The sequence below is a fragment of the Nitratireductor sp. WH36-1 genome (assembly GCF_058725515.1).
Map to the genome: position 1 here is coordinate 3185911 of NZ_CM178970.1, position 21165 is coordinate 3207075.

Genomic DNA, 21165 nt, shown 5'->3' on the forward strand with positions numbered 1-21165 from the left:
GCGAGATCATTGGCCACTTCGCCCCCAAAACGAAACCCGGAGTGCTCCTTGTTGCCTCAGCATAAACTGCGGGAAGTTCGAACTTCCTACAGAACGGGGACCCAAATGGATGACCGGACGCGCGCACTACGTCACAAAAAGGCCCCGGCGCTTCGCACCGGGGCCTTCTCTTAAGGCGAAGACCGAAATTTAGTTCCCGGCCGCCCGCTCGCTCATCAGCGCCTTGTAGGTCGCATAAAGCATGACCACGAGCAGGATCGCGAACGGGAAACCGGTCGCAATTGCGCCGGCCTGAAGCGCGGCCAGCCCGCCGCCGAGCAACAGCACGATCGCCACGAGCCCTTCAAACAGCGCCCAGAAGACACGCTGCGCCACCGGCGCGTCGATCTTGCCGCCGGCAGTGATCGTGTCGATCACCAGCGAGCCCGAATCCGAAGACGTCACGAAGAAGACGATCACCAGAATGATGCCGATCAGCGAGCTGATGCTGGCCAGCGGCAGATCAGCCAGCATCGCGAACAGCGAAAGCTCCGGCACATAGTCCACCACCGTCTGCTGAACGCCCGTATAGCCTTCTGCAAGAAACTGGTTCATGGCCGTGCCGCCGAACGTGGTCATCCAGAGGATCGAAACCAGCGTCGGAATGATCAGCACGCAGACGATGAACTCACGCACCGTGCGTCCCTTCGAAACACGGGCGATGAACATGCCCACAAAAGGCGACCAGGAAATCCACCACGCCCAGTAGAACGTGGTCCAGCCATGCATGAAGCCGGTGTCTTCACGGCCGATCCAGTTCGAAAGCTGCGGCAGCTCCTTCACATAGGACCATGTGTTGGAGAAAAAGCCGGTGATGATCGCCAGTGTCGGCCCGAAGAGGATGACGAAGCCCAGAAGCAGGATGGCGAGCACCATGTTGATCTCTGAGAGGCGCTTCACGCCCGCATCGAGACCCGCCACCACGGAAATCAGCGCCACGCCGGTGATGCACATGATGAGCAGCACCTTCACCGTGTCGGTGTTTGGAACGCCGTAAAGCTCGTTGAGGCCGGCCAGCGCCTGCGACGCACCGAACCCCAGCGATGTGGCCAGACCGAACAGCGTGGCGAACACCGCCATGATGTCGATCAGATGTCCCGCCCAGCCCCGCACGCGTTCCCCGAGGATCGGGAAGAAGGCGGAGCGAATGGAGAGCGGCAGGCCCTTGTTGTAGGCCGCAAGCGAAAGCGAAAGCGCCAGAACCGCGTAGATCGCCCAGGGGTGAAGCCCCCAGTGGAAGATGGTCGCCGCCATGCCCATTTCGCGGGCGGCCGGAACCGCTTCCGCAACCAGCTGTCCGTCGACAACCGGCGGGGTGAGGCCGAGCGGCGGATTGTTGAAATGATACATCGGCTCAAGCACGCCGAAGAACATCAGGCCGATACCCATGCCGGCGGCAAACAGCATCGCGAACCAGCCGGAATAGGAATATTCGGGCACGGCGTCCTTGCCGCCCAGCCTGACCTTTCCGAGCGGCGTCAATGCCACCACAATGCAGAACAGAACAAACAGATTGGCCGACAGCATGAAGACCCAGTCAAAGGTCGAGGTCAGCCAGACCCTGAGACCGCCAAGCGCGTCGCCGGCGATATCGCGGAAAATCAGCGTGACGATCACAAATGCGACGATCAGCACGGCGGAAATGAAGAATACGGGATTGTGAACATCAAGACCAAGCAGACGGACATTGTCTTGCCCCGGCTCGAGTCCGTGGTCCTCCTCAATGACTTGATTTGACATGTTTCACTCCATCTCTGTCCGAGGGCTGGAAGCAAACGACAGTATGGCCGCCCACCACCGGAGCGCTCCTCCACAGGAGAAAACTTGGCCCAAAAGCGCCATCGCACATGGTCTGTATGCGACCTCAACGGTGTGGATTGAGACCAGAATCAGTCAAATAGTCGGCTAGCGGAACACGGCAAGTTCAACAAAAGGGGTGATTCTCGCCCAAATGCCTGCTTCGCCTTCGGAACCACCTTCGTTTGAACGGGGGAATTCACAGAATTAGGATTTAAATCGTCACAAACTATGCTTGTGATACCGAGTTTTGCCGGATTTCATGTGCATGGTATACGGCGATAGGGACATTGTTATATCAGACAGCTTCAAGTGGAACCAAATTGGCTTTCGAAGCTTATGATCAAGAAAAGAGTTGGAGAGGTTTTATGAAAAAGTCACTGCTTATCGTGCCGGCGCTGCTTCTGGGCGTTGCGGCCTGCACCCCCACCCAGCAGGGCGCAGCCTTCGGTGGCGCCAGCGGCGCAGCCATCGGCGCGCTCGCTTCCGGCAACAAGGTTGAAGGCGCACTCATCGGCGGCGCAGTCGGCACCGTGGCCGGCGCTCTGGTCGGTCGTTCGCAGGAAAACAGAAACGTCTGCGTCTACCGCGACGAGTATGGCCGCCGCTACGAAGCGCGCTGCCCGCAGGGTTACTGATCTGACTGGCAGCGCCCCGCGCTGCCCCTCAAAATCTGCAAAGGCCGGGATGCACACGCATCCCGGCCTTTCTCTTGTCCGGATCACCCGATCCGTCATGCCTGCCCGTCATGACTACAAGACCCGCTTCCCCATGGTTCGCGCTTCTTCCCGGCGATGAATTGACTTTTGTCAATCACCATGAATAATGTCGAAAGGAGGCGCGGAATGGCTTATCGTCCGGCAGAACAGATCATACACAAGGCCGCCTGGCTTTATTACACGCACGGCCTGCGTCAGGACGAGGTTGCGCAGCGGCTGAACATTTCGCGCGCGTCCGTGGCGCTTTATCTGCGCAAGGCGCGCGAGGCCGGGATCGTCAACATCTCCACCTCCACGCATCTTTTCAGCGGCGAGCGCCTCGCCCGCCAGGTGGAAGACGTGTTCGGCCTCGAGACCGTCTGGCTCGTCGGCGAGGACGCGCTTTCGCCCTCTCCCGCTTCCGAGATCCCCACGCTTGCTGCCAATGTGTTTCTGGAGATGGTCGAGAACGGCAATCAGGTCTGCGTTGCCTGGGGCCGCACCGTCTACGACATCGCCGATGCAATGAGCTACGCCGACCGTGAAGGCGTCACGGTGGTGGAGATGTGCGGCAATCTCGGCTCGCCCTATGCCTACCGTCCCGACCAGTGCACCATGGAGATTGCCCGCCGGCTGAACGCCAAGGGTCTGAATTTCTACGCCCCGCTGGTGCTCAGCACCGAAGAGCTGGCGCGCGCCCTGCGCGAGGAGCCGGTCATCCGCGAACAGCTCGACGGGATCAGCGCCTGCGACATGGCGCTCTTCACGGTCGGCGCGCTGGACGCCGACAGCCATGTCATCAAATGCGGCGCGCTCAGCCTTGAAGAGCTTGAACGGCTGAAAACAATGGGCGCGACCGGCGTCATTGCCGGGCAGATCATCACCGCCGACGGCACCCTGCTCGACTGCGATTACAACCGGCGCATGATCTCTGCCGATTTCGACGCCATCCGCGCCATTCCCCGGCGGCTCATGGTGGTGCAGGAGGACGAGAAGTTCGAGCCCCTGCAGGCCGCCATCGCCGGCCGTTTCTTCACCCATCTGGTGACCACGTCATCCATGGCGACGAAGCTTCTGAAGCACCACACCGCCAGTGAACCCACGCTGGCCTAATCCACGCCATCCTGATCAACGCCGGACCAATCAACGCCGGCAAGCGCAACCCTTCAAGACACGTACAGGACAGACATGCAGAACCTCTGGAAAGACAGCGAAGCCGAAAAGCTTGTCGAGCACTATGCGCAGAAGGGCGTCGCACGCGACCTGGCGCTGCGCGTCTACACGACCCGTCTTCTGGGCGGCGAGCCACGCCTCGTGCTGCATGGCGGCGGCAACACCTCGCTGAAGAGCCGCGCCACCGACATTCTGGGCCGCGAATATGATGTTCTGTGCGTCAAGGGCAGCGGCTGGGACATGGGCGTGATCGAGCCACAGGGCCTGCCTGCCGTGAAGATGGACGCGCTTCTGGCCGCCCGCGAACTGCCCTCCCTGTCGGATGAAGACATGGTGGCGATGCAGCGTGCAAACCTCATCGATCCGGGTTCTCCCAACCCGTCCATCGAAACGCTTCTGCACGCCTTCCTGCCGCACAAATTCGTCGACCACACCCATTCCACCGCGATCCTCGCACTGGTTGACCAGGAAGATTCCGAAGCGCTCTGCAAGAAGGTCTTCGGCGACCGGATGGGCTTCGTGCCCTACATCAAGCCGGGCTTCGACCTCGCCAAGGAAGCCGCCGACATCTATGACGCAAACCCGTCCGTCGAGGGCCTGATCCTCGACAAGCACGGCATCTTCACCTTCGCCGAGGACGCCAAGACGGCCTACGATCTCATGATCGAGTTCGTCACCATGGCCGAGGATTATGTCGCCGGGCACGGCAAGACGCCATTCAACCCGGTGGCGCTGCCGAAGGAACTCGCCACCCCGTCGCAGATCATGCCCTATCTGCGTGGCGCAATCGCCATCGATGAGGGCGAGGGCAAATATGGCCGCATGGTCTGCGACTTCCGCACCTCGCCAAAGATCCTCGACTATGTGAACGCCGACACCGCCGAAGAGCTCGCCACCCGCGGCGTCTCCACGCCCGATCTTTCGATCCGCATCAAGACCGGCCCCATGGTTCTGCCCGCCCCCGAGGCCGGCAAGCTCGACGCCTATGGCAAGATCATCCGCGAAAAGGTCGCCGCGTTCTCGGACCGCTACAAGGACTATTTCGAGACCAACAACGCCGCCGACGATGTCGAACGCACCATGCTCGACACCATGCCGCGCCTGACGCTGGTGCGCGGTCTCGGTCTCATCGGCCATGGCCGCAGCATGAAGGAAGCGAAGATCGCCGCCGATGTGGGCGAAATGCTGGTGGAAGCCGTCACCGGCGCCGAGGCCATCGGCTCTTTCCATCCGCTGGCGCTCTCCGACCTCTTCGAGCTTGAATACTGGTCTCTCGAACAAGCCAAGCTCGCGTCCAACAAGCCCAAGCCGTTGTCCGGTCAGGTCACGCTGATAACCGGCGGCGCCGGTGCAATCGGCGCAGCCACGGCGAAGCTGTTTGCCTCGCAGGGCGCGCATGTGGTCGTCGTCGACATGCATGCCGACAAGGCCGGGGATGTGGCCAAATCCATCGGCAATGGCGCAATCGGCATCGGCGCGGACGTGACCGACGCGGCCGCCGTGCGCGCCGCCTTCGACAGGGCGCGTGATGTGTTCGGCGGCGTCGACATCGTGGTCTCCAACGCGGGTGCGGCCTGGGAAGGCAAGATCGGTGAGCTGGAAGACGCCACGCTGCGCCAGAGCTTTGAGCTCAACTTCTTCGCCCATCAGAGCGTGGCGCAGAACGCGGTGCGTCTTTTCAAACAGCAGGGCACCGGCGGCGTTCTGCTCTTCAACGCCTCCAAACAGGCGGTCAATCCGGGAGCGAGTTTCGGCGCTTACGGCCTGCCCAAGGCGGCAACGCTGTTCCTTTCGCGGCAATATGCGCTGGATTACGGCTCCATCGGCGTGCGTTCCAACGCAGTCAACGCCGACCGCATCCGCTCGGGCCTCCTCACCAACGAGATGATCGCCAACCGCTCCACCGCGCGCGGCGTCTCGGAGAGGGACTATATGGGCGGCAATCTTCTCGGCCTTGAAGTGCGCGCCGAAGACGTGGCGCAGGCTTTCCTGAACCACGCCCTTGCCGAACGCACCACCGCCGACGTCACCACCGTCGACGGCGGCAACATCGCAGCCGCCCTGCGATAAGGACGCCGGCATACGGGCATTGGCCGTCCCGACATGGCCCCTCGGGTCAAAGCCCGAGGGTGACGAATGGCAGGAGTGGTGGGGTCAATCGCGGATGCCGACGAGCTGCATCCTCCCGCCCCCGTTCGTCATGCCCGGCCCCCGAGCCGGGTATCCATGCCTGAACGGCAGAACAAGAAGGGCAGCCCAAGAGCCGCGCTTTCCTTCTCCCCGCCAGCGGGGAGAAGGTGCCGGCAGGCGGATGAGGGGCGAGCGCCAACGCTCACAACATCGCACCCGCCATCCCGCCCTCGCCCTTCGACAGGCTCAGGATGATGGCTTGCGTTGCAGCGTCACCCCAAAACACGCCCGCACCCTTCAAGCCGCCCCCCCCCCCTCTCCCTGCCCTTTCCCTCATCCTGAGCCTGTCGAAGGACGAGGGAAAGGGCACGCACATCATCTTCGCGCAACATCGCACCCGCCCTGCAGTAAGGACGCCGGCATACGGGCATTGGCCGTTCCGACATGGACCCTCGGGTCAAAGCCCGAGGGTGACGAATGGCAGGAGTGGTGGCGTCAACCGCGGATGCCGACGAGCTGCATCCTCCCTCCCCCGTTCGTCATGCCCGCCCCCCGAGCCGGGTATCCATGCCTGAACGACAAAACAAAAAGGGCAGCCCAAGAGCCGCGCTTTCCTTCTCCCCGCCAGCGGGGAGAAGGTGCCGGCAGGCGGATGAGGGGCGAGCGCCAACGCTCACAACATCGCACCCGCCATCCCGCCCTCGCCCTTCGACGCGCTCAGGATGAGGGCTTTCGTCGCGGTGTCATCACAAAACACGCCCGCACCCTTCAAGCCGCCATACGTCCCCCCGCCCTTTCCCTCATCCTGAGATGGCATAATCGCTTTCTCAGGGGGCAGCGGTTGCCCCCGGCGCTTCGGTTGAACCGTGGTCGACATGGTGTCGCCACAAAGCGAAGGAGGGAGCAACCATGGAGTATTATGCCGGATTGGACGTTTCAGAGGAAGCCACATCGGTCTGCGTGATTGATGGGCGCGGGCATGTGGTTGAGGAGATAAAGGTCTCCACGACGCCTGCAAGCCTCTCATCTGCTTTGTCGGGTTTTGGCGATGCGCTTGCGCTGATCGGTCTGGAAGCCGGCGCGCTGACGCCATGGCTGGCCCGGGAGCTGAAGGCGCAGGCGTTGCCGGTTGCCGTGATCGAGACGCGGCGCATGAAGGCCTATGCCAAAGCCTCCCCGGTGAAGACCGACCGGCGCGATGCCAGGATGATCGCCCAGGCATTGCGGGCGGGGCTGTATCGGGGGGTGCATGTCAAGGACGAGGCGGCCCATAGGCAGCGCCTGATGCTGACGGCGCGCGCGACCCTGCTTTCCCAGGCCCGCCAGTTGCAGGTCAAGATCCGTGGCGATCTGAAGCCGTTCGGCATCCGGCTTGGCCGCGTGGGCCCGGGAGGCTTTGCGGGGCGGGTCAAGGAGCGGCTTGCCGCGCGTGACGACCTTATGGCTCTGGTTGCGCCGATGCTGACCATGCGCACCGCCCTTCTTGCACAGGTGCGCACCTATGAGCGCGAGATCAAACGTCAGGCCGCCGCCGACCCGGTGTGCCGGCGGCTGATGACGGCGCCTGGCGTCGGATCGATCACGGCCTTTGCCTTCAAGGCAACCGTGCACCAGCCGGAGCGTTTCGCCCGCTCGGCCGATGTGCCGGCGGCCTTCGGCCTCGTGCCGCGCATCGACCAGTCTGGCGAGTACGAGCATATTGGCAGCATCTCCAAAACCGGTGACGTCATGATGCGCAGCCTCCTGTTCGAAGCCGCAAACGCGCTCCTGACGCGCACGAGGAAGAGTTTTGCCCTCAAACGGTGGGGGCTGAAGGTGGCCCGGCGACGTGGCATGAACCGGGCCCGCGTGGCGGTCGCCCGGCGGCTCGCCATCATCCTTCACCGCATGTGGGTCGATGGCCGCGACTTCCGCCTCATGCTGCAGGAAAGGCCGGCTTCGTCCAGCGCATGAGCGCGCCAGAGACTTTCCAGCCCCTTCTTCGACAGCTCTGACAGCGGTCGAAAAGGAGCGCGTCCGTCCGGGACGCACCGGCGCGGGCAATCGACGACGACAGGCTGGACGGCGGCCACGATACAAACCGGCCGCACGACGTTCCTGAGATGGTCATGCCCGTTTCCGACGCCATCGAGCGGCAGCCCGTGCGCTGACCCGCGAACAGAAGCAGGAAGCCCGGACACGCATTCCTATTGACCGTGATTACAGAAGCCTGTCGAAGGGCGGAGGAAAAGGCACGCACATCATCTCCGCGCAACATCGCACCCGCCCTGCGATAAGGACGCCGGCATACGGGCATTGGCCGTCCCGGCATGGCCCCTCGGGTCAAAGCCCGAGGGTGACGAATGGCAGGAGTGGTGGCGTCAATCTCGGATGCCGACGAGCTGCATCATCCCGCCCCCCATTCGTCATGCCCGGCCCCCGAGCCGGGTATCCATGCCTGAAGGGCAAATCAAAAGAGCAGCCCAAGAGCCGCGCTTTCCTTCTCCCCGCCAGCGGGGAGAAGGTGCCGGCAGGCGGATGAGGGGCGCACGCCAACGCTCACAGCATCGCACCCGCCATCCCGCCCTCGCCCTTCGACAGGCCCAGGATGAGGGCTTTCGTCGCGGTGTCATCACAAAACATGCCCCCACCCTTCAAGCCGCCATACGTCCCCCTGCCCTTTCCCTCATCCTGAGCCTGTCGAAGGGCGGAGGAAAAGGCACGCACCACCATCTCCGCGCAAACAAAAAGGGCGGCCCGCAAGCCGCCCTTTCCATTCCACCCCACACACTGCCTCAGTCGCGCGCAGGCAGCGGCATCCAGTCCGGCACCGCCACATCGGCATGGGCAAACTGCGGCATCTTCGCCGACAGATCGTCCATGTTCTTGATGTCGCCGTCGTTGAGCGCCTGCTGCGTGATCAGCGTCGGCGGAACGATGACGCTCTTGCCCGGCTCCTCGCCGGCCAGAAGCATGGCGAGCGCGCGCACCGAAACCTCGCCCACAACGGCAGGGTTCGTGGCGGCGGTGGCAACCCAGGCGCTGCCCGGCTCACGCATGGCCGAAATATCGGCCGTCGAAACGTCAGCCGAATAGATCTTGATGCCATCGGAAAGGCCGGCCTCGTCCACGGCGATCTTCACGCCCTTGGCGAACTCGTCATAGGGCGCGAACATGACCTGGATGTCCGGATTTGCCGTCACCACCGAGCGCGCCTGATTGGCGACCGAGTTGGCGATCGGATTGTCGAGCGTGCCGAACTGCGCCACTTCCTCGATGCCCGGATATTTTTCCTTGAATTCGCGCCAGGTCTCGTCGCGGCGGTCGAGCGGTGCAATGCCGGCCACATAAACATAGCCGGCCTTCCACGCTTCGCCATTGTCGGCAACGGCCTGCTCCAGCGCCAGACGCGCCAGATCCCGGTCGGACTGCTCGATCTGCGGGATCGCATCATTTTCAACATTCACGTCGAAGGCCACGACCTTGATGCCCGCATCGACGGCGCGCTGGGCGGCTTCCTTCATGGATTCGGTCAGGCCGTGCTGGATGATGATGCCATCAACGCCAAGCGCAATCGCCTGATCCACCATGTCGGCCTGAAGCGCGGCGTCCTGGCGGCTGTCGAGCACGCGCAGGTTCACACCCAGCGCCTCGGACTGCTTTTCCACGCCCGAAAGATAAGCCTGGAAGAAGTCGCCCGTGGAAAGATAGCGCACCAGCGCAATCTCCACATCACCCGGATTGTCGAACGGCGCGGGCTTGTCCTGTGCGCCGGCGGCTGCCGGCAGAAGCATGGTCGCGCCGGCCAGCGCCACGGCCATCTTGCCCAGAAGTCTGCGTGAAATTTCCATACTCTTTCTCCTCCACTGCCTGTTTGCTTTTGAACGGGCGCTACCGGGCATTCCTCCCAAGCAGCGCAAAGGTGAAGATCAGAGCGATGACGAGCACCGCGCCCTTGACGAAATCCTGCGTGTAATACGGCACGTTCATCATGGTGAGCCCCTGCAGGAGCACGCCCACGAACAGCGCCCCGATGGCCGTGCCGAACGCGTTCGGCTTGGCTGCACCCAGCACCGCAAAACCGATCAGCGCCGCCGCCACCGCATCCAGAAGCAGATTGTTGCCCGATGCGATGTCGCCGCGCCCAAGGCGCGCGGCCAGAAGAATGCCGCCGATGGAGGCGAAGACGCCCGAGATCACATAGGCCCAGATGCGGTAGGCCTTGACCGGCGCGCCGGCAAACTCCGCAGCGCGCGCATTCGATCCCACCGCATACATCATGCGGCCAAACCGCGTGTATTCGAGGAAGAACCAGATCAGGATCGCCAGCACGATCAGCACCACCACCGAGGCCGGCACGAGGTTCTCCATGAAGAGATCGAACCGGTGCCGCCCGAGCGCCAGAAAGGCCTGGCTGAACGTGCCCTCGGCGGTCGAGCCGTCGGGCAGCGTCATGCCGGTTGCGATGGAGCGCCCTTCGGTCGGAATGCGCTGCAGACCGATCAGCAGGAACATCATGCCGAGCGTCGCCAGAAGATCGGGCACGCGCATATAGCAGATGATCAAACCGTTGATCAGCCCGACCAGCGCGCCGATGGCGAGACACACCAGAACCGCCACCAGTGCGTTCTGCTCCAGCACCACCATCACATAGGCCGCCGCCATCATGGAGCTTGTGGCGATGGAGCCGATGGAAAGGTCGAAGCCGCCCACCACCAGCGTCGCCGTCACGCCGAGCGCCAGAATGCCGGTGATCGAAACGGATTGCAGGATGAAGACCGCCGCCTGCGGCGAGGTGAAGCCACGCGTCGCAAGCGAGAAGAAAATGATCAGCCCCACAAGCAGGCTCAAAAAGCCATAGCGGATTGCCAGCTCGCGCAGCGAGCGGCCGTCTTTCGGCTGCGCCAGCGCCTCAGCCGGGGTTTCAACCGGGGTCTTGTCCGCCGTACGGCTGTCCATTCTTTAAACGCTCCCTGCGGGTTCCAGTCGCTGGCCGGCAACTTCGGCCAGCAGCCGGTCCATATCCACGTCGGCATTGCGATGCTCGCCGACAATCGTGTTTTCGGACATGACGAGGATACGGTCCGCCGTCTCCAGCGCCTCGTCCAGTTCGGTCAGAAAGACCAGTGTTGCGCGGTCGCGGGCGCTTTCGCGCAGCTTGGCCGCAATGTCATGACGCGCGGCAATGTCCACGCCCTGAAACGGCTCGTCCAGGATCAGAAGCCGCGAGGGCTGTGTCAGCCAGCGCGCCACCGTCACCTTCTGCTGGTTGCCGCCCGAAAGGGTCGCCAGATCGTCGCGCTCGGAGCGGCACACGATCTTGAGATCCGCAATCTGCTCGCGCGCGGTCTGCCGTTCAGCCCGCCGCCGCGTCACGCTCATGTTCGAGAAGCGCGGCAGAAACGGCAGGCTCATATTCTCGTAGATGTTGAATTCCGGCACGATGCCGGTGGAGGCGCGGTCCTTGGCGACAAGAAACACGCCGTCCCTGATCGCGCTGGCCGGCGTCCTGGGCGCATAGGCCCGGCCATCGAGCTGCATGGAGCCGGCAAGCGGCGCATGAATGCCGAACAGCGTTTCGGCAAGCCGCGTCTTGCCGACGCCCACAAGCCCCGTTACCGCCACCACCTCGCCCGCGCCCAGTTCCATGGAAAGCGGCTTTGCGCCCGGTGCGATGCGCAGATCGCGGGCCGAGAAAACCGGCGCCCCGGCAGCCCGCGCATCAATGCTGTGCAGGCCGAGATTCTGGCCCAGCATCGCATTGACCGCGCCCTCATAGTCGAGCGGCTTTTCATCGAACTGCCCGACAATGGCCCCGTCGCGCAGGCTGACAATCCGGTCGGCCAGACGCCGGATATCCGACATGCGGTGTGAAATGTAGAGAATGGCGACGCCGCGCGCCCTGAGTCGGTCGATCAGCGCAAAGAGCCGTTCTGCCTCATTGCTTGAAAGCGAAGAGGTGGGCTCATCGAGGATCATCACCTGCGGTTCATGCGCCATGGCGCGCGCAATGGCCACCATCTGGCGGTCGGCGAGCGGCAGGTCGGTCACCTCGGCGCTGAGGTCGATCCCGAGCCCCATGCGCTCGGCCACCTCACGCGCTTCGCGCCGCACCTTTCGTGGGTTGAAGAAGAAGCCGCTGCCCGCGCCATTCAGCCGGTCGAGCACCAGATTGCTGGCCACGTCGAGCGCGCCCACCACACCGTCATTGATGTTTTGATGCACCGTCACCACGCCGGCACGCATCGCTTCTGCCGGGGTGGCAGGAGAGAAGGGCCTGTCGCCCAGCATCATCACGCCACGGTCGGCGCGGTGAACGCCGCTCATGACCTTCACGAGCGTCGACTTGCCGGCGCCGTTGGCGCCCATCAGAACCGTTACCTCGCCGGCGCGCAGGTCGAGCCCCACTCCACGCAACACGGCGTTGGGTCCGAACGCCTTGGTCAGGCCGGCTATGCGAAAAATCGCGGTGTCGCCCATGCTCTCCTCCCAAGGTGACGCTAACAGGTAACAAGCATTTGTCAACATGATTGACAAATGACAGAGCCTTGGTAGCGTGACGTCAGAACCGGTGGTGCAAACATGAAGACCATCGCCCTTCTCGCCCGCGTGCGGGAGAAGGCGATGGCGGGCGGATGAGGAGCGAACGCCATGATTTGCGCGCACCGGCGCGAACGGGAGGAGACAGAGACATGAAAGAGAACGCCTTTGAGGCCCTGACGGTGGAAACCCTGCCGGCGCGCCTGGGCAGCATCCCGGAAATCGCCGACCGGCTTGGCGGTGCGCCCACGGACTGGGATGTCCGCGAGGTGGGCGACGGAAATCTCAATCTCGTCTTCATCGTCGAGGGCGGCAGCGAAACGCTCATCATCAAGCAGGCGCTTCCCTATGTGCGGCTCGTCGGCGACAGCTGGCCCCTGCCGCTGAAGCGCTCCTTCTTCGAATATCACGCACTCACCCGCCAGGAGCAGCGCGCGCCCGGCACCGTGCCCGCCATCCATTATTTCGATGAGACGCAGGCGCTGATCGCCATGGAGTTCCTGTCGCCGCACATCATCCTGCGCCGCGCCCTCATCGAAGGCCAGGAGCTGCCGAAGATCGGCCGGGATCTCGGCCTGTTCATGGCCCGCACCCTGTTCCGCGGCTCCGACCTTTCCATGAAGGCATCGGAACGCAAGGCCGACCTCGCGCTCTTCTCCGACAATGTCGAACTCTGCGACATCACCGAAAACCTCGTTTTCTCCGATCCCTATTTCGAAGCGCCGATGAACCGGCACACGCCGGGTCTCGACGCGGTGGTGAAAGAGCTTCGCGCCGACCGCGACCTGAAGGTCGAGGCCCAGCGCATGAAGCACGCCTTCGCCTCGCGGGCGGAGACCATGGTGCATGGCGACCTGCATTCCGGCTCCGTCATGGTGACGCCCGACGACACGCGCATCATCGATCCGGAATTTGCCTTCTACGGTCCCATGGCCTTCGACGTGGGCATGCTGATCGCTAATTACTGGATGGCCTATTTCTCGCAGCGCGGGCACGAGCAGAATGGCAGCCGCGCCTCCATGCGCGCCTATCTCCTGCGCGTCATCGACGAGACATGGAACACGTTCCGCGACGAGTTCGCCCATCTGTGGCGCACGGAACGCGGCGGCATGCTCTATCAGGCAGCCCTTTATGAAGATCAGGACGATGGGCTCGCCGCCGAACAGGCGCTCAACCATGTCATTCACGATCTGTGGACCGACATGCTGGGCTTTGCCGGCATCGAGATGCACCGCCGCATTCTGGGCCTTGCCCACAATGCCGATTTCGAGGACATCGCCGACGAAGATCTGCGCGCCTCCTGCGAAACGGCAGCGCTCAAATTCGGCCGGCACATCGTCGTCAACCGGAACAAAATTCAATCGCTGGCCGAGCTTGATCGGCTGGCCGAGGCACTGGACCAGGGGAAACTGTCATGAAGGTCGCAGACAAGCACTACCGCACCATCTGGGTGAACGAGGATGGCTGGTCCGTCGATCTCATCGACCAGCGCTGGCTGCCCCATGAGCTGCGCGTGGAAACCGTCAGCACCGTTGACGGCATCGCCACCGCGATCCGCGACATGTGGGTGCGCGGCGCACCGCTGATCGGCGTCACCGCCGCCTATGGCGTCGCCCTGCGCATGCGCGAGGACGCATCCGACGCGGCCCTTGATGCGGTCTGGGAAACGTTGCACGAAACGCGGCCCACGGCCATCAACCTGCGCTGGGCGCTGGATGAGATGCGCGGCCTTCTGGGCAAACTGCCCGAAAGCGAACGCGCCGACGCCGCCTACCAACGCGCTGCCGAGATCGCCAACGAGGATGTCGAGCTCAACCGCAGCATCGGCCGCCACGGGCTCGAAATCATTCGCGAAATCGCCGCGCGCAAGAAGCCCGGCGAAACGGTCAACATCCTCACCCACTGCAATGCCGGCTGGCTCGCCACCGTCGATTTCGGCACCGCCACCTCGCCGATCTACCACGCGGTGGAAGAAGGCATTCCGGTGCATGTCTATGTGGACGAAACACGCCCGCGCAATCAGGGCGCACAGCTCACCGCCTGGGAGATGGCCGGCCACGGCGTGCCGCACACGCTGGTGGTGGACAATGCCGGTGGACATCTGATGCAGCATGGCATGGTCGACATGGTGATCGTCGGCACCGACCGCACCACCGCCGATGGCGATGTGTGCAACAAGATCGGCACTTATCTGAAGGCGCTGGCGGCAAGCGACAATGGCGTCCCCTTCTATGTCGCGCTGCCCTCGCCCACCATCGACTGGACGGTGCGCGACGGGGTGAAGGAGATCCCCATTGAAGAACGCTCGGGCGACGAAGTCTCGCTTGTCTGGGGCAAGGACGAGAGCGGCCAGGTGCGCCGGGTGCGCATTTCGCCGGACGCGACGCCCGCCGGAAACCCGGCCTTCGACGTGACGCCGGCGCGGCTTGTGACTGGCCTGATAACCGAGCGCGGCATTGCCGACGCCTCGCCCGAAGGGCTAGCGAAACTCTTCCCTGAACGGGCGAATGCAGACGCTGCATGAATTTCAGAAAACGATTCAGAAATGGCCTGAAATGCGCTGATTTTGAATCGTTTTCCGCCAAACCGGACCAAAACAAACAAAAAGGCTGACCTCACGGTCAGCCCCAGTCTGGCATTGAATTAGCGCGCAGTCCGTCAGGCCTGCATCTCGCGAATTTTGTAGGCGACCTCGGTTCTGTTGGTCGCGTTCAGCTTCTTCATGATATTGCGAATGTGCACCTTCACGGTGCTCTCGCAGAGCTGCAGTTCATAGGCGATGATCTTGTTCGCCTTGCCGCGCCGGAGCGCTTCCGCCACTTCGGCTTCGCGGGCAGTGAACAGATTGCCAAGCCCGACAACACGACTGCTGTTCGAGTTGATGACATCGCGCATGGCAAGCACACCGCTTGCCGGCACGAAGACACCGCCTGCCCGGGCCAGAAGGATCGCCTCGGCGGCGACATCGACCCCGACATTGCTCGGAATATAGCCTTTCGCGCCGGCTTCCAGCGCCTTGAGGATCTGTCCCAGATCATCCGTATCGGCGATCACGATCACCGGCTGTTCTTCGAATTCCTCGGCCAGGTCATGAATTTCCGCGCAGATCCCCTGTTCGGAAATCTTGCGGCTCCCGACAATCAGGAGAACGGCCTCTGGATGACGTCCTCCGGAGGCCTTGTGCCATTCTTCCGAAGAACCGACTGCAACAATTTCAAGAGAAGGATTTTGTGTTTCCAGGCTGCGGGCCAGGCATTCCCGGTCCAGCACCCGGGGATCAATCAAAAGAACAAGTTCGCGATCAGCGTCCTTGTCCGCTGCGTCCCAGTCCTTTCGTGACGATGCCGCAAGTGCACCGCCGGACGCATTCATGATCCCGTGTAAATCACTGCTATGTCCTACCTTTGCCTGTTCCATTTCAAATGCTCCCCAACACTCACTCAAACCAAGCCCCAGTGACATCGGAAAAGCGCTATATTAATTGTTTGCACACCCCGCCCGCCCCGCCGATGAACTATCGGCAGAATGAAACCTCCCCAAGAGGCTTCCATCAGGACTATCACTTGGAGATTTATTATCCTCACAATTGGGGATAATTTGCATTAACATGGATCAATGCATTTAAAGAATCATTCAAAATGATTATACTTGCAAAATAGATACTTAAAGCTGTAATCAGATGATAAATTCGCGCCATTCGCGAATTTGGTTCTCTTCATTTCACAACCACTGCGCTCCGCACAGGGCATATGGCGCATACATCTGAAGTCTAATACTGATTATATCAAATGCGCTTCGCATTGCGGCAATCACGATTATGGGAGCCGCGCGAATACCCCTTCCGTGAGTGCCCGAGGGGTCAGTTATCCACAGGCGCGGCATCCGCATCGGAAAGAGCCAGATAGGCATCGTCGAAGCCGGTGGCCGTGATCAGGCCGGCGCGGTTCTGAAACGTCACCACCCCGCCCCGGAAGGACACGTACCCGCCCTCGCGCAATTTGCGCAGAACGCGATTGACGTGAACCACCGAAAGGCCGAGCGCATCGCCCAGATCGACCTGGGTAAGCGGACAGGCGAAGGAACTGGCTCCCTGCCCCTCATAGAGGCCGACACGGAAGGACAGTTCGAGCAGAAGATGCGCCACCCGCTCGAATGCGCCACGGCGGCTGATATTCACGAAATGCTCGGCCGCACGGGCGTACCGCCGGGCCATGCCCTTGAGAACGAACTCGCGCACATGCCGGGGATAGGTGGAAAGGTTTTCGTAGATCGCACCGGGAAATTCGAAAAGCGTCACCGATGTCAGCGCCCGCACTTCCTCACGCGACCACTCGGTTGATCCCACGGTGATCACGTCACCGGTCAACGAGAAATCGACCACGGTTCTGGAGCCGTCTTCCAGCTCCTTTCCGTTTGCCACCCAGCCCGAAACGACCAGAAGAACGGCGCGCTTTTGCCCATCCATGTCGGCAATCGTGTCGCCACTCGCGTAAAGACGCTTTCGCAGAGCCGAGCCGTTTGCCTTGCCAGCGCCCATTCCAAACAGGCCCCGCGCCGTCTCAGCCTCCAGGTAGTGCAGTATTTCTCTATAATTATCGGAGCCCCGAGCCCGCATACTTCCCCGCTCTTTGCGCCACTTCTGGCCACCAGGCTGACCGGTATGTCGACCAGAGGCAGTCATGTGGCTTCTAACCACGAACTAAACGCCCTGTTCGCAAACCCGGTTCCATAAAACTGCTTTCGCAGTCGCAGACCCCGCCCCACGATCAGGAGACACGCGGATAAGTCTCTAATTAACATGGTATTCTGCCCTAATCACAAATATGTCAGCCAGCCCCAATTTCACCGAATAATGATTATTTCTTCGATTGAGGGCCGGATTTACCAATTCGCACGCCGATTTACAGCGAAGCATCACGCAGAAGCGCGATCCGCGGCGGGTGCCGGCATCTTCATGTCGCGCGTGAGTCTGAGGACCGCTCCCCGTGCTCCGGCAACGCAAAGACGGTGTGTTTCCGGGTCAATCCCCTGTTCCAGCGCCGCCAGCACGCGCTTCGCGATGGCTGCTTCATCTTCTTGGTGCGCTGAAACGAAGAAGGGTTCACGGGCGGTGAGCCGGAAGAAGCCCTTCACCTTCTGATCCCATCCAAGCCCCACGGCAGGAATGCCCAGTGCATAGGCCGTGATGCAGGCATGCAGCCGATGGGCCACGAGCCCGTCGAGACTGCCGATGAGGGCAATCAGTTCGTCGGGAGATGATGGCCGCGCGACAACACCGCACCGCCCCGTCATGCGCCCGTCGGTCTCGGGAAGGTCAAGCCGGACCCGCTCCAGAAAAGCCTGATCCTCCAGCGCGCCATTGGTGAAGAGCACCACATCGCAGCCCGCGTTCAAAAGTTGCCCGGACAGCGCCCGGTAGCTGGCGACCGAAGCCAGCGGAATGGCGTGCGTCCCGCCGCTTGCATGCCGGTGCAGAACGACCGGATGGGTGACGCACAGGCCGACCAGCGGGCGGACCCGGCGAACATGCCCATGCGCATGTTCCGCCCGCTCCACCGTCAATGCGGGGTCGGGCGCGAGGCTCGCATCCCGCCAGTCGGAAAAATGCGCCTGCCAGTTCTGCAAAGCGCCCGCATCGCGCACCGATGCATGAAAGACCCGGCACTCCCGCAGGCGACCGAACAGCGTCGCCGCGCGCGGCGACCAGTGGCTGCTGACGCCCACGGCAAAGACGCCCACCGGCGTGTCCGTCTCCCGGCAGAGGTCCAGCACCTGCCCGACCTTCAGCGGAAAATTGAGATCGTCGTCCTGAAAGAGATTGCCGCCGCCGATGACAACGAAATCTGCGCTCTCGATCCTGCGTTTCCAGACCGGGCGCAGCGCCGCCAGACGGCGGCCAAGCACGCGCTCCACGACCATGCGGCGCACCGGCCCGGGCATCGCCCCCAACAGGCGCAGAACACCGAAGCGCCGGCTGTCCGCAGCGCCATAGGCGTCGCGCCCGGCAAGATCCACCGTCTCGACCTCAGCGCCCGGCAGGGCCTTTGCAAGCTCGCGCTCAAGGCATTCGGCCAGAATGCCGTCCCCCAGATTGGGGCTGTAGCGCACATTGAAGACCACGACCCTCACGAGACCGTCTCCAGACGGGCCCTGCTGCCGGCTCCGGCCGCCACCGGCTCGCTGCGCAGGGCGGCGGCAGAACCGGCAAGGATGAAGAATAAAAGCCCCAGATCGTAGACGGTGCCTGAAATCATGGCCTCGCAGAGACCGGCAAACACGCCGGCCTTTGCCGCCCGCGTGGCGGCCCGCTCATAGCGCCCGGCATCGCTGCGCAGCATCAGCGTGTTGCCGACGAACAGCGCAAACAGGATCGCGCCGATGAGACCGACATTGGACAGGAGAACCAGCGCATAGCTGGAAGCGCGCGCACTGCCGAGCCCCGCACCCCAGCCCCAGGTATCGAGGAAGACCTGGAACGCAACCGCATTCCACTGCATGCGCTCCCGCGCCGACTGGCTGCTGAGCTTGGAATAGAGTGTCTCGTCGAGGAACGACTGAACGCCATCGGCAAATCCCGGCGCGAAGACCAGAACAAGCATGAAGCAGAGTGGAACGCTGAGGAGAGCGAGCGCTATCGCCGCCGGTCGACCGGTGACGCCATGGGGTCCGGTTGCCGGCAGCGCGCGCCATGACAGGAAGACCATGACGGCGGCAAGGCTCACCAGCGCCGTGGTCGAGGTCGACAGAAGAAGCGCCAGGAGGAGAAGACCCGCAATGACGCCCGTTGTCATGGAGCGCATGCGGTCGAGCCACAGGCTGGCGGTGAAGGCGAAGAGAACGATGGTGTAGCCCGCAAAGGCCGATGCTTCGGGAAAGGTGCCCGAAATCCGCTTGAATCCCGCTTTTTCCGAGCCGGTCAGGAGCGCGTAATTCGCCGTGCGGATGAAATCAAAGAGATAGGCCGTGCCCGTGCGATAGGTGACGACATCGAGCAGCGCAAAGACGAGATTGGCGACCGCCAGAACCAGCATCGCATTCACCACATCCCGCGCCGTGCCGCCGCGTTTCAGATAGGCATAGGTGAAGGCGAAGCAGAAAAGACCGCCCAGCGCATAGACCGTTTGGGTGATGTTGTTGCTGGAGAACGACAATGGTGTGAGGTCGATGATCCGATGCCCTGCGGAAGAGCGCAGCACGATCATCGTTTCTGTGACGCCTTGAAGAATGCGCGGGAAGAAAAGCGCGGAAAAGACACCATAGACCGTGAGCAGAAGCAGCCAGATGCCGGGCGAAGACGACGAGACGGCTGCGAAGACCGGGCGCTCGCCATGCGCCATGAAGAGACGCAGGCAGAAAAAGGCCAGAAGCAGGCTCGGCACGAGCACCGAAGCGCCGCCCAGACCCGGCACGCCAAAGGCTGCCGCAGCGCCAAACAGCGTGGACAGGACGATGACGTAGAACGCCATGCGCGGCGGTGTCAAAAGAACCACCCCACCGAGAACAAGCGACAACAAACCCAGTAATTCGATGCGCATGGCGCGCCTCGCCCTTTAGCCGCACAAGCGGCGTAAACCCGGTTGAGGATACCACGCATGCAATGGAGCGTCCCTGTTTCAGGGATACCTCTTATGGACAGTGGGACCGCGATTGGCTGAATTCCGGGATTGGCGGATGCAGTGATAATCTGCCGTCCGGGAGGTTGCCGCATTGCCGTTTTCCTCAGATACATCACGCGCTTCTGGCGCATCAAGGATCTCGGCGAAACGCCGGTTCCTTGTGTTCGGGTTTGCCACGGTCCTCACGCTCGGCATGCTCAAGGCCAGCGCCAATGACGAACCGGGCACAGAAGCCGACCGGCTGGACATTAACGCCATGCGCCTGTCGTTCGACGAGGATTTCACAAGTCTCGACGTTTCGGCCTGGGGACCGGGCACACGCTGGATCGCGCATACGCCCTGGTCGGGCGATTTCGGCGGTGCGCGCTTTGCCGACCCCGGCCAGCGCACGCCTTTCAGCATCGAAGACGGAATGCTCAAGATCGAGGCAAAACGCGATCCGGAGGGCGACTGGCAATCCGGCCTGCTCGCCTCGATGGACCCCAGGGGCAACGGCTTTGCCCAGCAATACGGCTATTTCGAAATGCGCGCGCAACTGCCCGACGGCCCCGGCGTGTGGCCGGCCTTCTGGCTGATCGGCAAGGACCGTTCGCAATCCACCGCAGAGATCGACGTGATCGAATTCTACGGCGACAAGCCGGATGGCTATTCATCGGTCGTGCATGTCTGGCACCGCGACGGACGCCATTATTCGCGCTTTCACCGCAACAATGTCTTTGAGGATGCGCGACCGGGCGACTTCCATACCTATGGCGTCAGGATCGACCGCGACTGGATCCGCTTCTATTTCGACCGCACATTCGTCTGGAAGACCAAAACGCAGGAAGAGCATCGCCAGCCACTCTACATCCTGCTCAATCTGGCTCTGGTGGACGGACCGACGAAGGACGAGGCCCCCGACCCCTCGCACATGATCGTCGACTATGTGCGGGCCTACCGCCTTGATTGACGGGCGGCCAATGCCCTTCCGGAGCCGCAAATGCCCCCTCAGAGCCCCGGGGCTTAATGCTTTGGGATAGGCCTTCACCCCCTCCCGCAGGACCCATCGCCGAATGACCTAGATGGGTAAAAACCTAAGACCTCCGGTCGGCGCGGGGCTCATCCAGATGGCCATCTGTTTCTTTGGCCGCCCACGTGGAAGTCTTGGCGTTGAAGGCATGAGAACCAATTTTTCTCCCGCGCCACAACTATAA

At 62.4% G+C, this 21165-nt stretch carries 16 protein-coding genes; 7 read left to right on the forward strand and 9 right to left on the reverse strand.

The window, feature by feature from the left end; all coding sequences use genetic code 11:
* Window positions 1–189 precede the first annotated feature (189 nt).
* Window positions 190–1779, reverse strand: coding sequence for a BCCT family transporter (locus tag AC4PTT_RS15470; protein WP_475079023.1), 1590 nt, complete (start codon window positions 1777–1779; stop codon window positions 190–192).
* Window positions 1780–2204: 425 nt separating this feature from the next.
* Here AC4PTT_RS15470 and AC4PTT_RS15475 point away from each other — a divergent pair, with 425 nt between their 5' ends.
* The 3 genes from AC4PTT_RS15475 to AC4PTT_RS15485 all read left to right on the forward strand — a co-directional run bounded on the left by AC4PTT_RS15475 (window position 2205) and on the right by AC4PTT_RS15485 (window position 5777).
* Window positions 2205–2474: a YMGG-like glycine zipper-containing protein gene (locus tag AC4PTT_RS15475; protein ID WP_113154475.1), complete on the forward strand. Its 270-nt coding sequence runs from the start codon at window positions 2205–2207 to the stop codon at window positions 2472–2474.
* 207 nt (window positions 2475–2681) lie between these two features.
* Window positions 2682–3647 (forward strand): sugar-binding transcriptional regulator, encoded by a 966-nt coding sequence (locus tag AC4PTT_RS15480; RefSeq protein ID WP_206545814.1) that lies wholly within the window; start codon window positions 2682–2684, stop codon window positions 3645–3647.
* Between the two features lie 75 nt (window positions 3648–3722).
* Window positions 3723–5777 (forward strand): bifunctional aldolase/short-chain dehydrogenase, encoded by a 2055-nt coding sequence (locus tag AC4PTT_RS15485; protein ID WP_492161576.1) that lies wholly within the window; start codon window positions 3723–3725, stop codon window positions 5775–5777.
* A gap of 733 nt (window positions 5778–6510) precedes the next feature.
* Here the strand turns inward: AC4PTT_RS15485 and AC4PTT_RS15490 are convergent.
* Complete coding sequence (locus AC4PTT_RS15490; protein WP_492161577.1) at window positions 6511–6714, reverse strand: hypothetical protein; 204 nt, start codon at window positions 6712–6714, stop codon at window positions 6511–6513.
* A 32-nt stretch (window positions 6715–6746) separates the two neighbouring features.
* On the opposite strand from AC4PTT_RS15490, the gene AC4PTT_RS15495 reads away from it, so the two are divergent.
* Window positions 6747–7790: an IS110 family RNA-guided transposase gene (locus AC4PTT_RS15495; protein ID WP_492161578.1), complete on the forward strand. Its 1044-nt coding sequence runs from the start codon at window positions 6747–6749 to the stop codon at window positions 7788–7790.
* An 821-nt stretch (window positions 7791–8611) separates the two neighbouring features.
* Here AC4PTT_RS15495 and AC4PTT_RS15500 read toward each other — a convergent pair.
* Genes AC4PTT_RS15500 through AC4PTT_RS15510 form a run of 3 tightly spaced genes read right to left on the reverse strand, consistent with a single transcriptional unit; the run spans window position 8612 to window position 12296 of the window.
* Window positions 8612–9667, reverse strand: coding sequence for a substrate-binding domain-containing protein (locus tag AC4PTT_RS15500; protein WP_113154472.1), 1056 nt, complete (start codon window positions 9665–9667; stop codon window positions 8612–8614).
* Between the two features lie 40 nt (window positions 9668–9707).
* Complete coding sequence (locus AC4PTT_RS15505; RefSeq protein ID WP_222473835.1) at window positions 9708–10775, reverse strand: ABC transporter permease; 1068 nt, start codon at window positions 10773–10775, stop codon at window positions 9708–9710.
* A 3-nt stretch (window positions 10776–10778) separates the two neighbouring features.
* Complete coding sequence (locus tag AC4PTT_RS15510) at window positions 10779–12296, reverse strand: sugar ABC transporter ATP-binding protein (protein WP_206545812.1); 1518 nt, start codon at window positions 12294–12296, stop codon at window positions 10779–10781.
* Window positions 12297–12508: 212 nt separating this feature from the next.
* Here AC4PTT_RS15510 and mtnK point away from each other — a divergent pair, with 212 nt between their 5' ends.
* Together mtnK and mtnA are read left to right on the forward strand one after the other, a co-directional pair.
* Window positions 12509–13774 carry an S-methyl-5-thioribose kinase gene (mtnK, locus tag AC4PTT_RS15515; RefSeq protein ID WP_492161579.1) on the forward strand — a complete coding sequence of 422 codons (1266 nt, stop codon included), beginning with the start codon at window positions 12509–12511 and terminating at the stop codon, window positions 13772–13774.
* Complete coding sequence (mtnA, locus tag AC4PTT_RS15520) at window positions 13771–14880, forward strand: S-methyl-5-thioribose-1-phosphate isomerase (RefSeq protein ID WP_492161580.1); 1110 nt, start codon at window positions 13771–13773, stop codon at window positions 14878–14880. Before mtnK ends, mtnA begins: the two co-directional genes overlap by 4 nt.
* Window positions 14881–15014: 134 nt before the next feature.
* On the opposite strand, the gene AC4PTT_RS15525 is transcribed toward mtnA, so the two are convergent.
* From AC4PTT_RS15525 to AC4PTT_RS15540, 4 genes are all read right to left on the reverse strand, one after another.
* Entirely contained in the window at window positions 15015–15773 is a 759-nt protein-coding gene (locus AC4PTT_RS15525; RefSeq protein ID WP_113154468.1) for a response regulator transcription factor, read from the reverse strand.
* 442 nt (window positions 15774–16215) lie between these two features.
* The gene (locus tag AC4PTT_RS15530) at window positions 16216–16893 is read right to left on the reverse strand and encodes a Crp/Fnr family transcriptional regulator (protein WP_224924748.1); all 678 of its coding nucleotides are present in this window, start codon (window positions 16891–16893) and stop codon (window positions 16216–16218) included.
* Between the two features lie 377 nt (window positions 16894–17270).
* Window positions 17271–18485, reverse strand: coding sequence for a polysaccharide pyruvyl transferase family protein (locus AC4PTT_RS15535; protein WP_492161581.1), 1215 nt, complete (start codon window positions 18483–18485; stop codon window positions 17271–17273).
* Window positions 18482–19891 carry a hypothetical protein gene (locus tag AC4PTT_RS15540; RefSeq protein ID WP_492161582.1) on the reverse strand — a complete coding sequence of 470 codons (1410 nt, stop codon included), beginning with the start codon at window positions 19889–19891 and terminating at the stop codon, window positions 18482–18484. Before AC4PTT_RS15540 ends, AC4PTT_RS15535 begins: the two co-directional genes overlap by 4 nt.
* A gap of 274 nt (window positions 19892–20165) precedes the next feature.
* Between AC4PTT_RS15540 and AC4PTT_RS15545 the strand changes: the two genes are divergently transcribed.
* Window positions 20166–20921 (forward strand): glycoside hydrolase family 16 protein, encoded by a 756-nt coding sequence (locus AC4PTT_RS15545; RefSeq protein ID WP_492162619.1) that lies wholly within the window; start codon window positions 20166–20168, stop codon window positions 20919–20921.
* Window positions 20922–21165: the final 244 nt, after the last annotated feature.

What these genes read in the sequence shown, in the direction of transcription:
- AC4PTT_RS15490 (WP_492161577.1), bottom strand. Translation starts at nt 6,714, where the DNA reads ATGTCGACCACGGTTCAACCGAAGCGCCGGGGGCAACCGCTGCCCCCT.
- AC4PTT_RS15510 (WP_206545812.1), bottom strand. Translation starts at nt 12,296, where the DNA reads ATGGGCGACACCGCGATTTTTCGCATAGCCGGCCTGACCAAGGCGTTC.
- AC4PTT_RS15505 (WP_222473835.1), bottom strand. Translation starts at nt 10,775, where the DNA reads ATGGACAGCCGTACGGCGGACAAGACCCCGGTTGAAACCCCGGCTGAG.
- AC4PTT_RS15475 (WP_113154475.1), top strand. Translation starts at nt 2,205, where the DNA reads ATGAAAAAGTCACTGCTTATCGTGCCGGCGCTGCTTCTGGGCGTTGCG.
- AC4PTT_RS15540 (WP_492161582.1), bottom strand. Translation starts at nt 19,891, where the DNA reads ATGCGCATCGAATTACTGGGTTTGTTGTCGCTTGTTCTCGGTGGGGTG.
- AC4PTT_RS15525 (WP_113154468.1), bottom strand. Translation starts at nt 15,773, where the DNA reads ATGGAACAGGCAAAGGTAGGACATAGCAGTGATTTACACGGGATCATG.
- AC4PTT_RS15530 (WP_224924748.1), bottom strand. Translation starts at nt 16,893, where the DNA reads ATGGGCGCTGGCAAGGCAAACGGCTCGGCTCTGCGAAAGCGTCTTTAC.
- AC4PTT_RS15545 (WP_492162619.1), top strand. Translation starts at nt 20,166, where the DNA reads ATGCTCAAGGCCAGCGCCAATGACGAACCGGGCACAGAAGCCGACCGG.
- AC4PTT_RS15495 (WP_492161578.1), top strand. Translation starts at nt 6,747, where the DNA reads ATGGAGTATTATGCCGGATTGGACGTTTCAGAGGAAGCCACATCGGTC.
- AC4PTT_RS15470 (WP_475079023.1), bottom strand. Translation starts at nt 1,779, where the DNA reads ATGTCAAATCAAGTCATTGAGGAGGACCACGGACTCGAGCCGGGGCAA.
- AC4PTT_RS15485 (WP_492161576.1), top strand. Translation starts at nt 3,723, where the DNA reads ATGCAGAACCTCTGGAAAGACAGCGAAGCCGAAAAGCTTGTCGAGCAC.
- mtnA (WP_492161580.1), top strand. Translation starts at nt 13,771, where the DNA reads ATGAAGGTCGCAGACAAGCACTACCGCACCATCTGGGTGAACGAGGAT.
- AC4PTT_RS15480 (WP_206545814.1), top strand. Translation starts at nt 2,682, where the DNA reads ATGGCTTATCGTCCGGCAGAACAGATCATACACAAGGCCGCCTGGCTT.
- mtnK (WP_492161579.1), top strand. Translation starts at nt 12,509, where the DNA reads ATGAAAGAGAACGCCTTTGAGGCCCTGACGGTGGAAACCCTGCCGGCG.
- AC4PTT_RS15500 (WP_113154472.1), bottom strand. Translation starts at nt 9,667, where the DNA reads ATGGAAATTTCACGCAGACTTCTGGGCAAGATGGCCGTGGCGCTGGCC.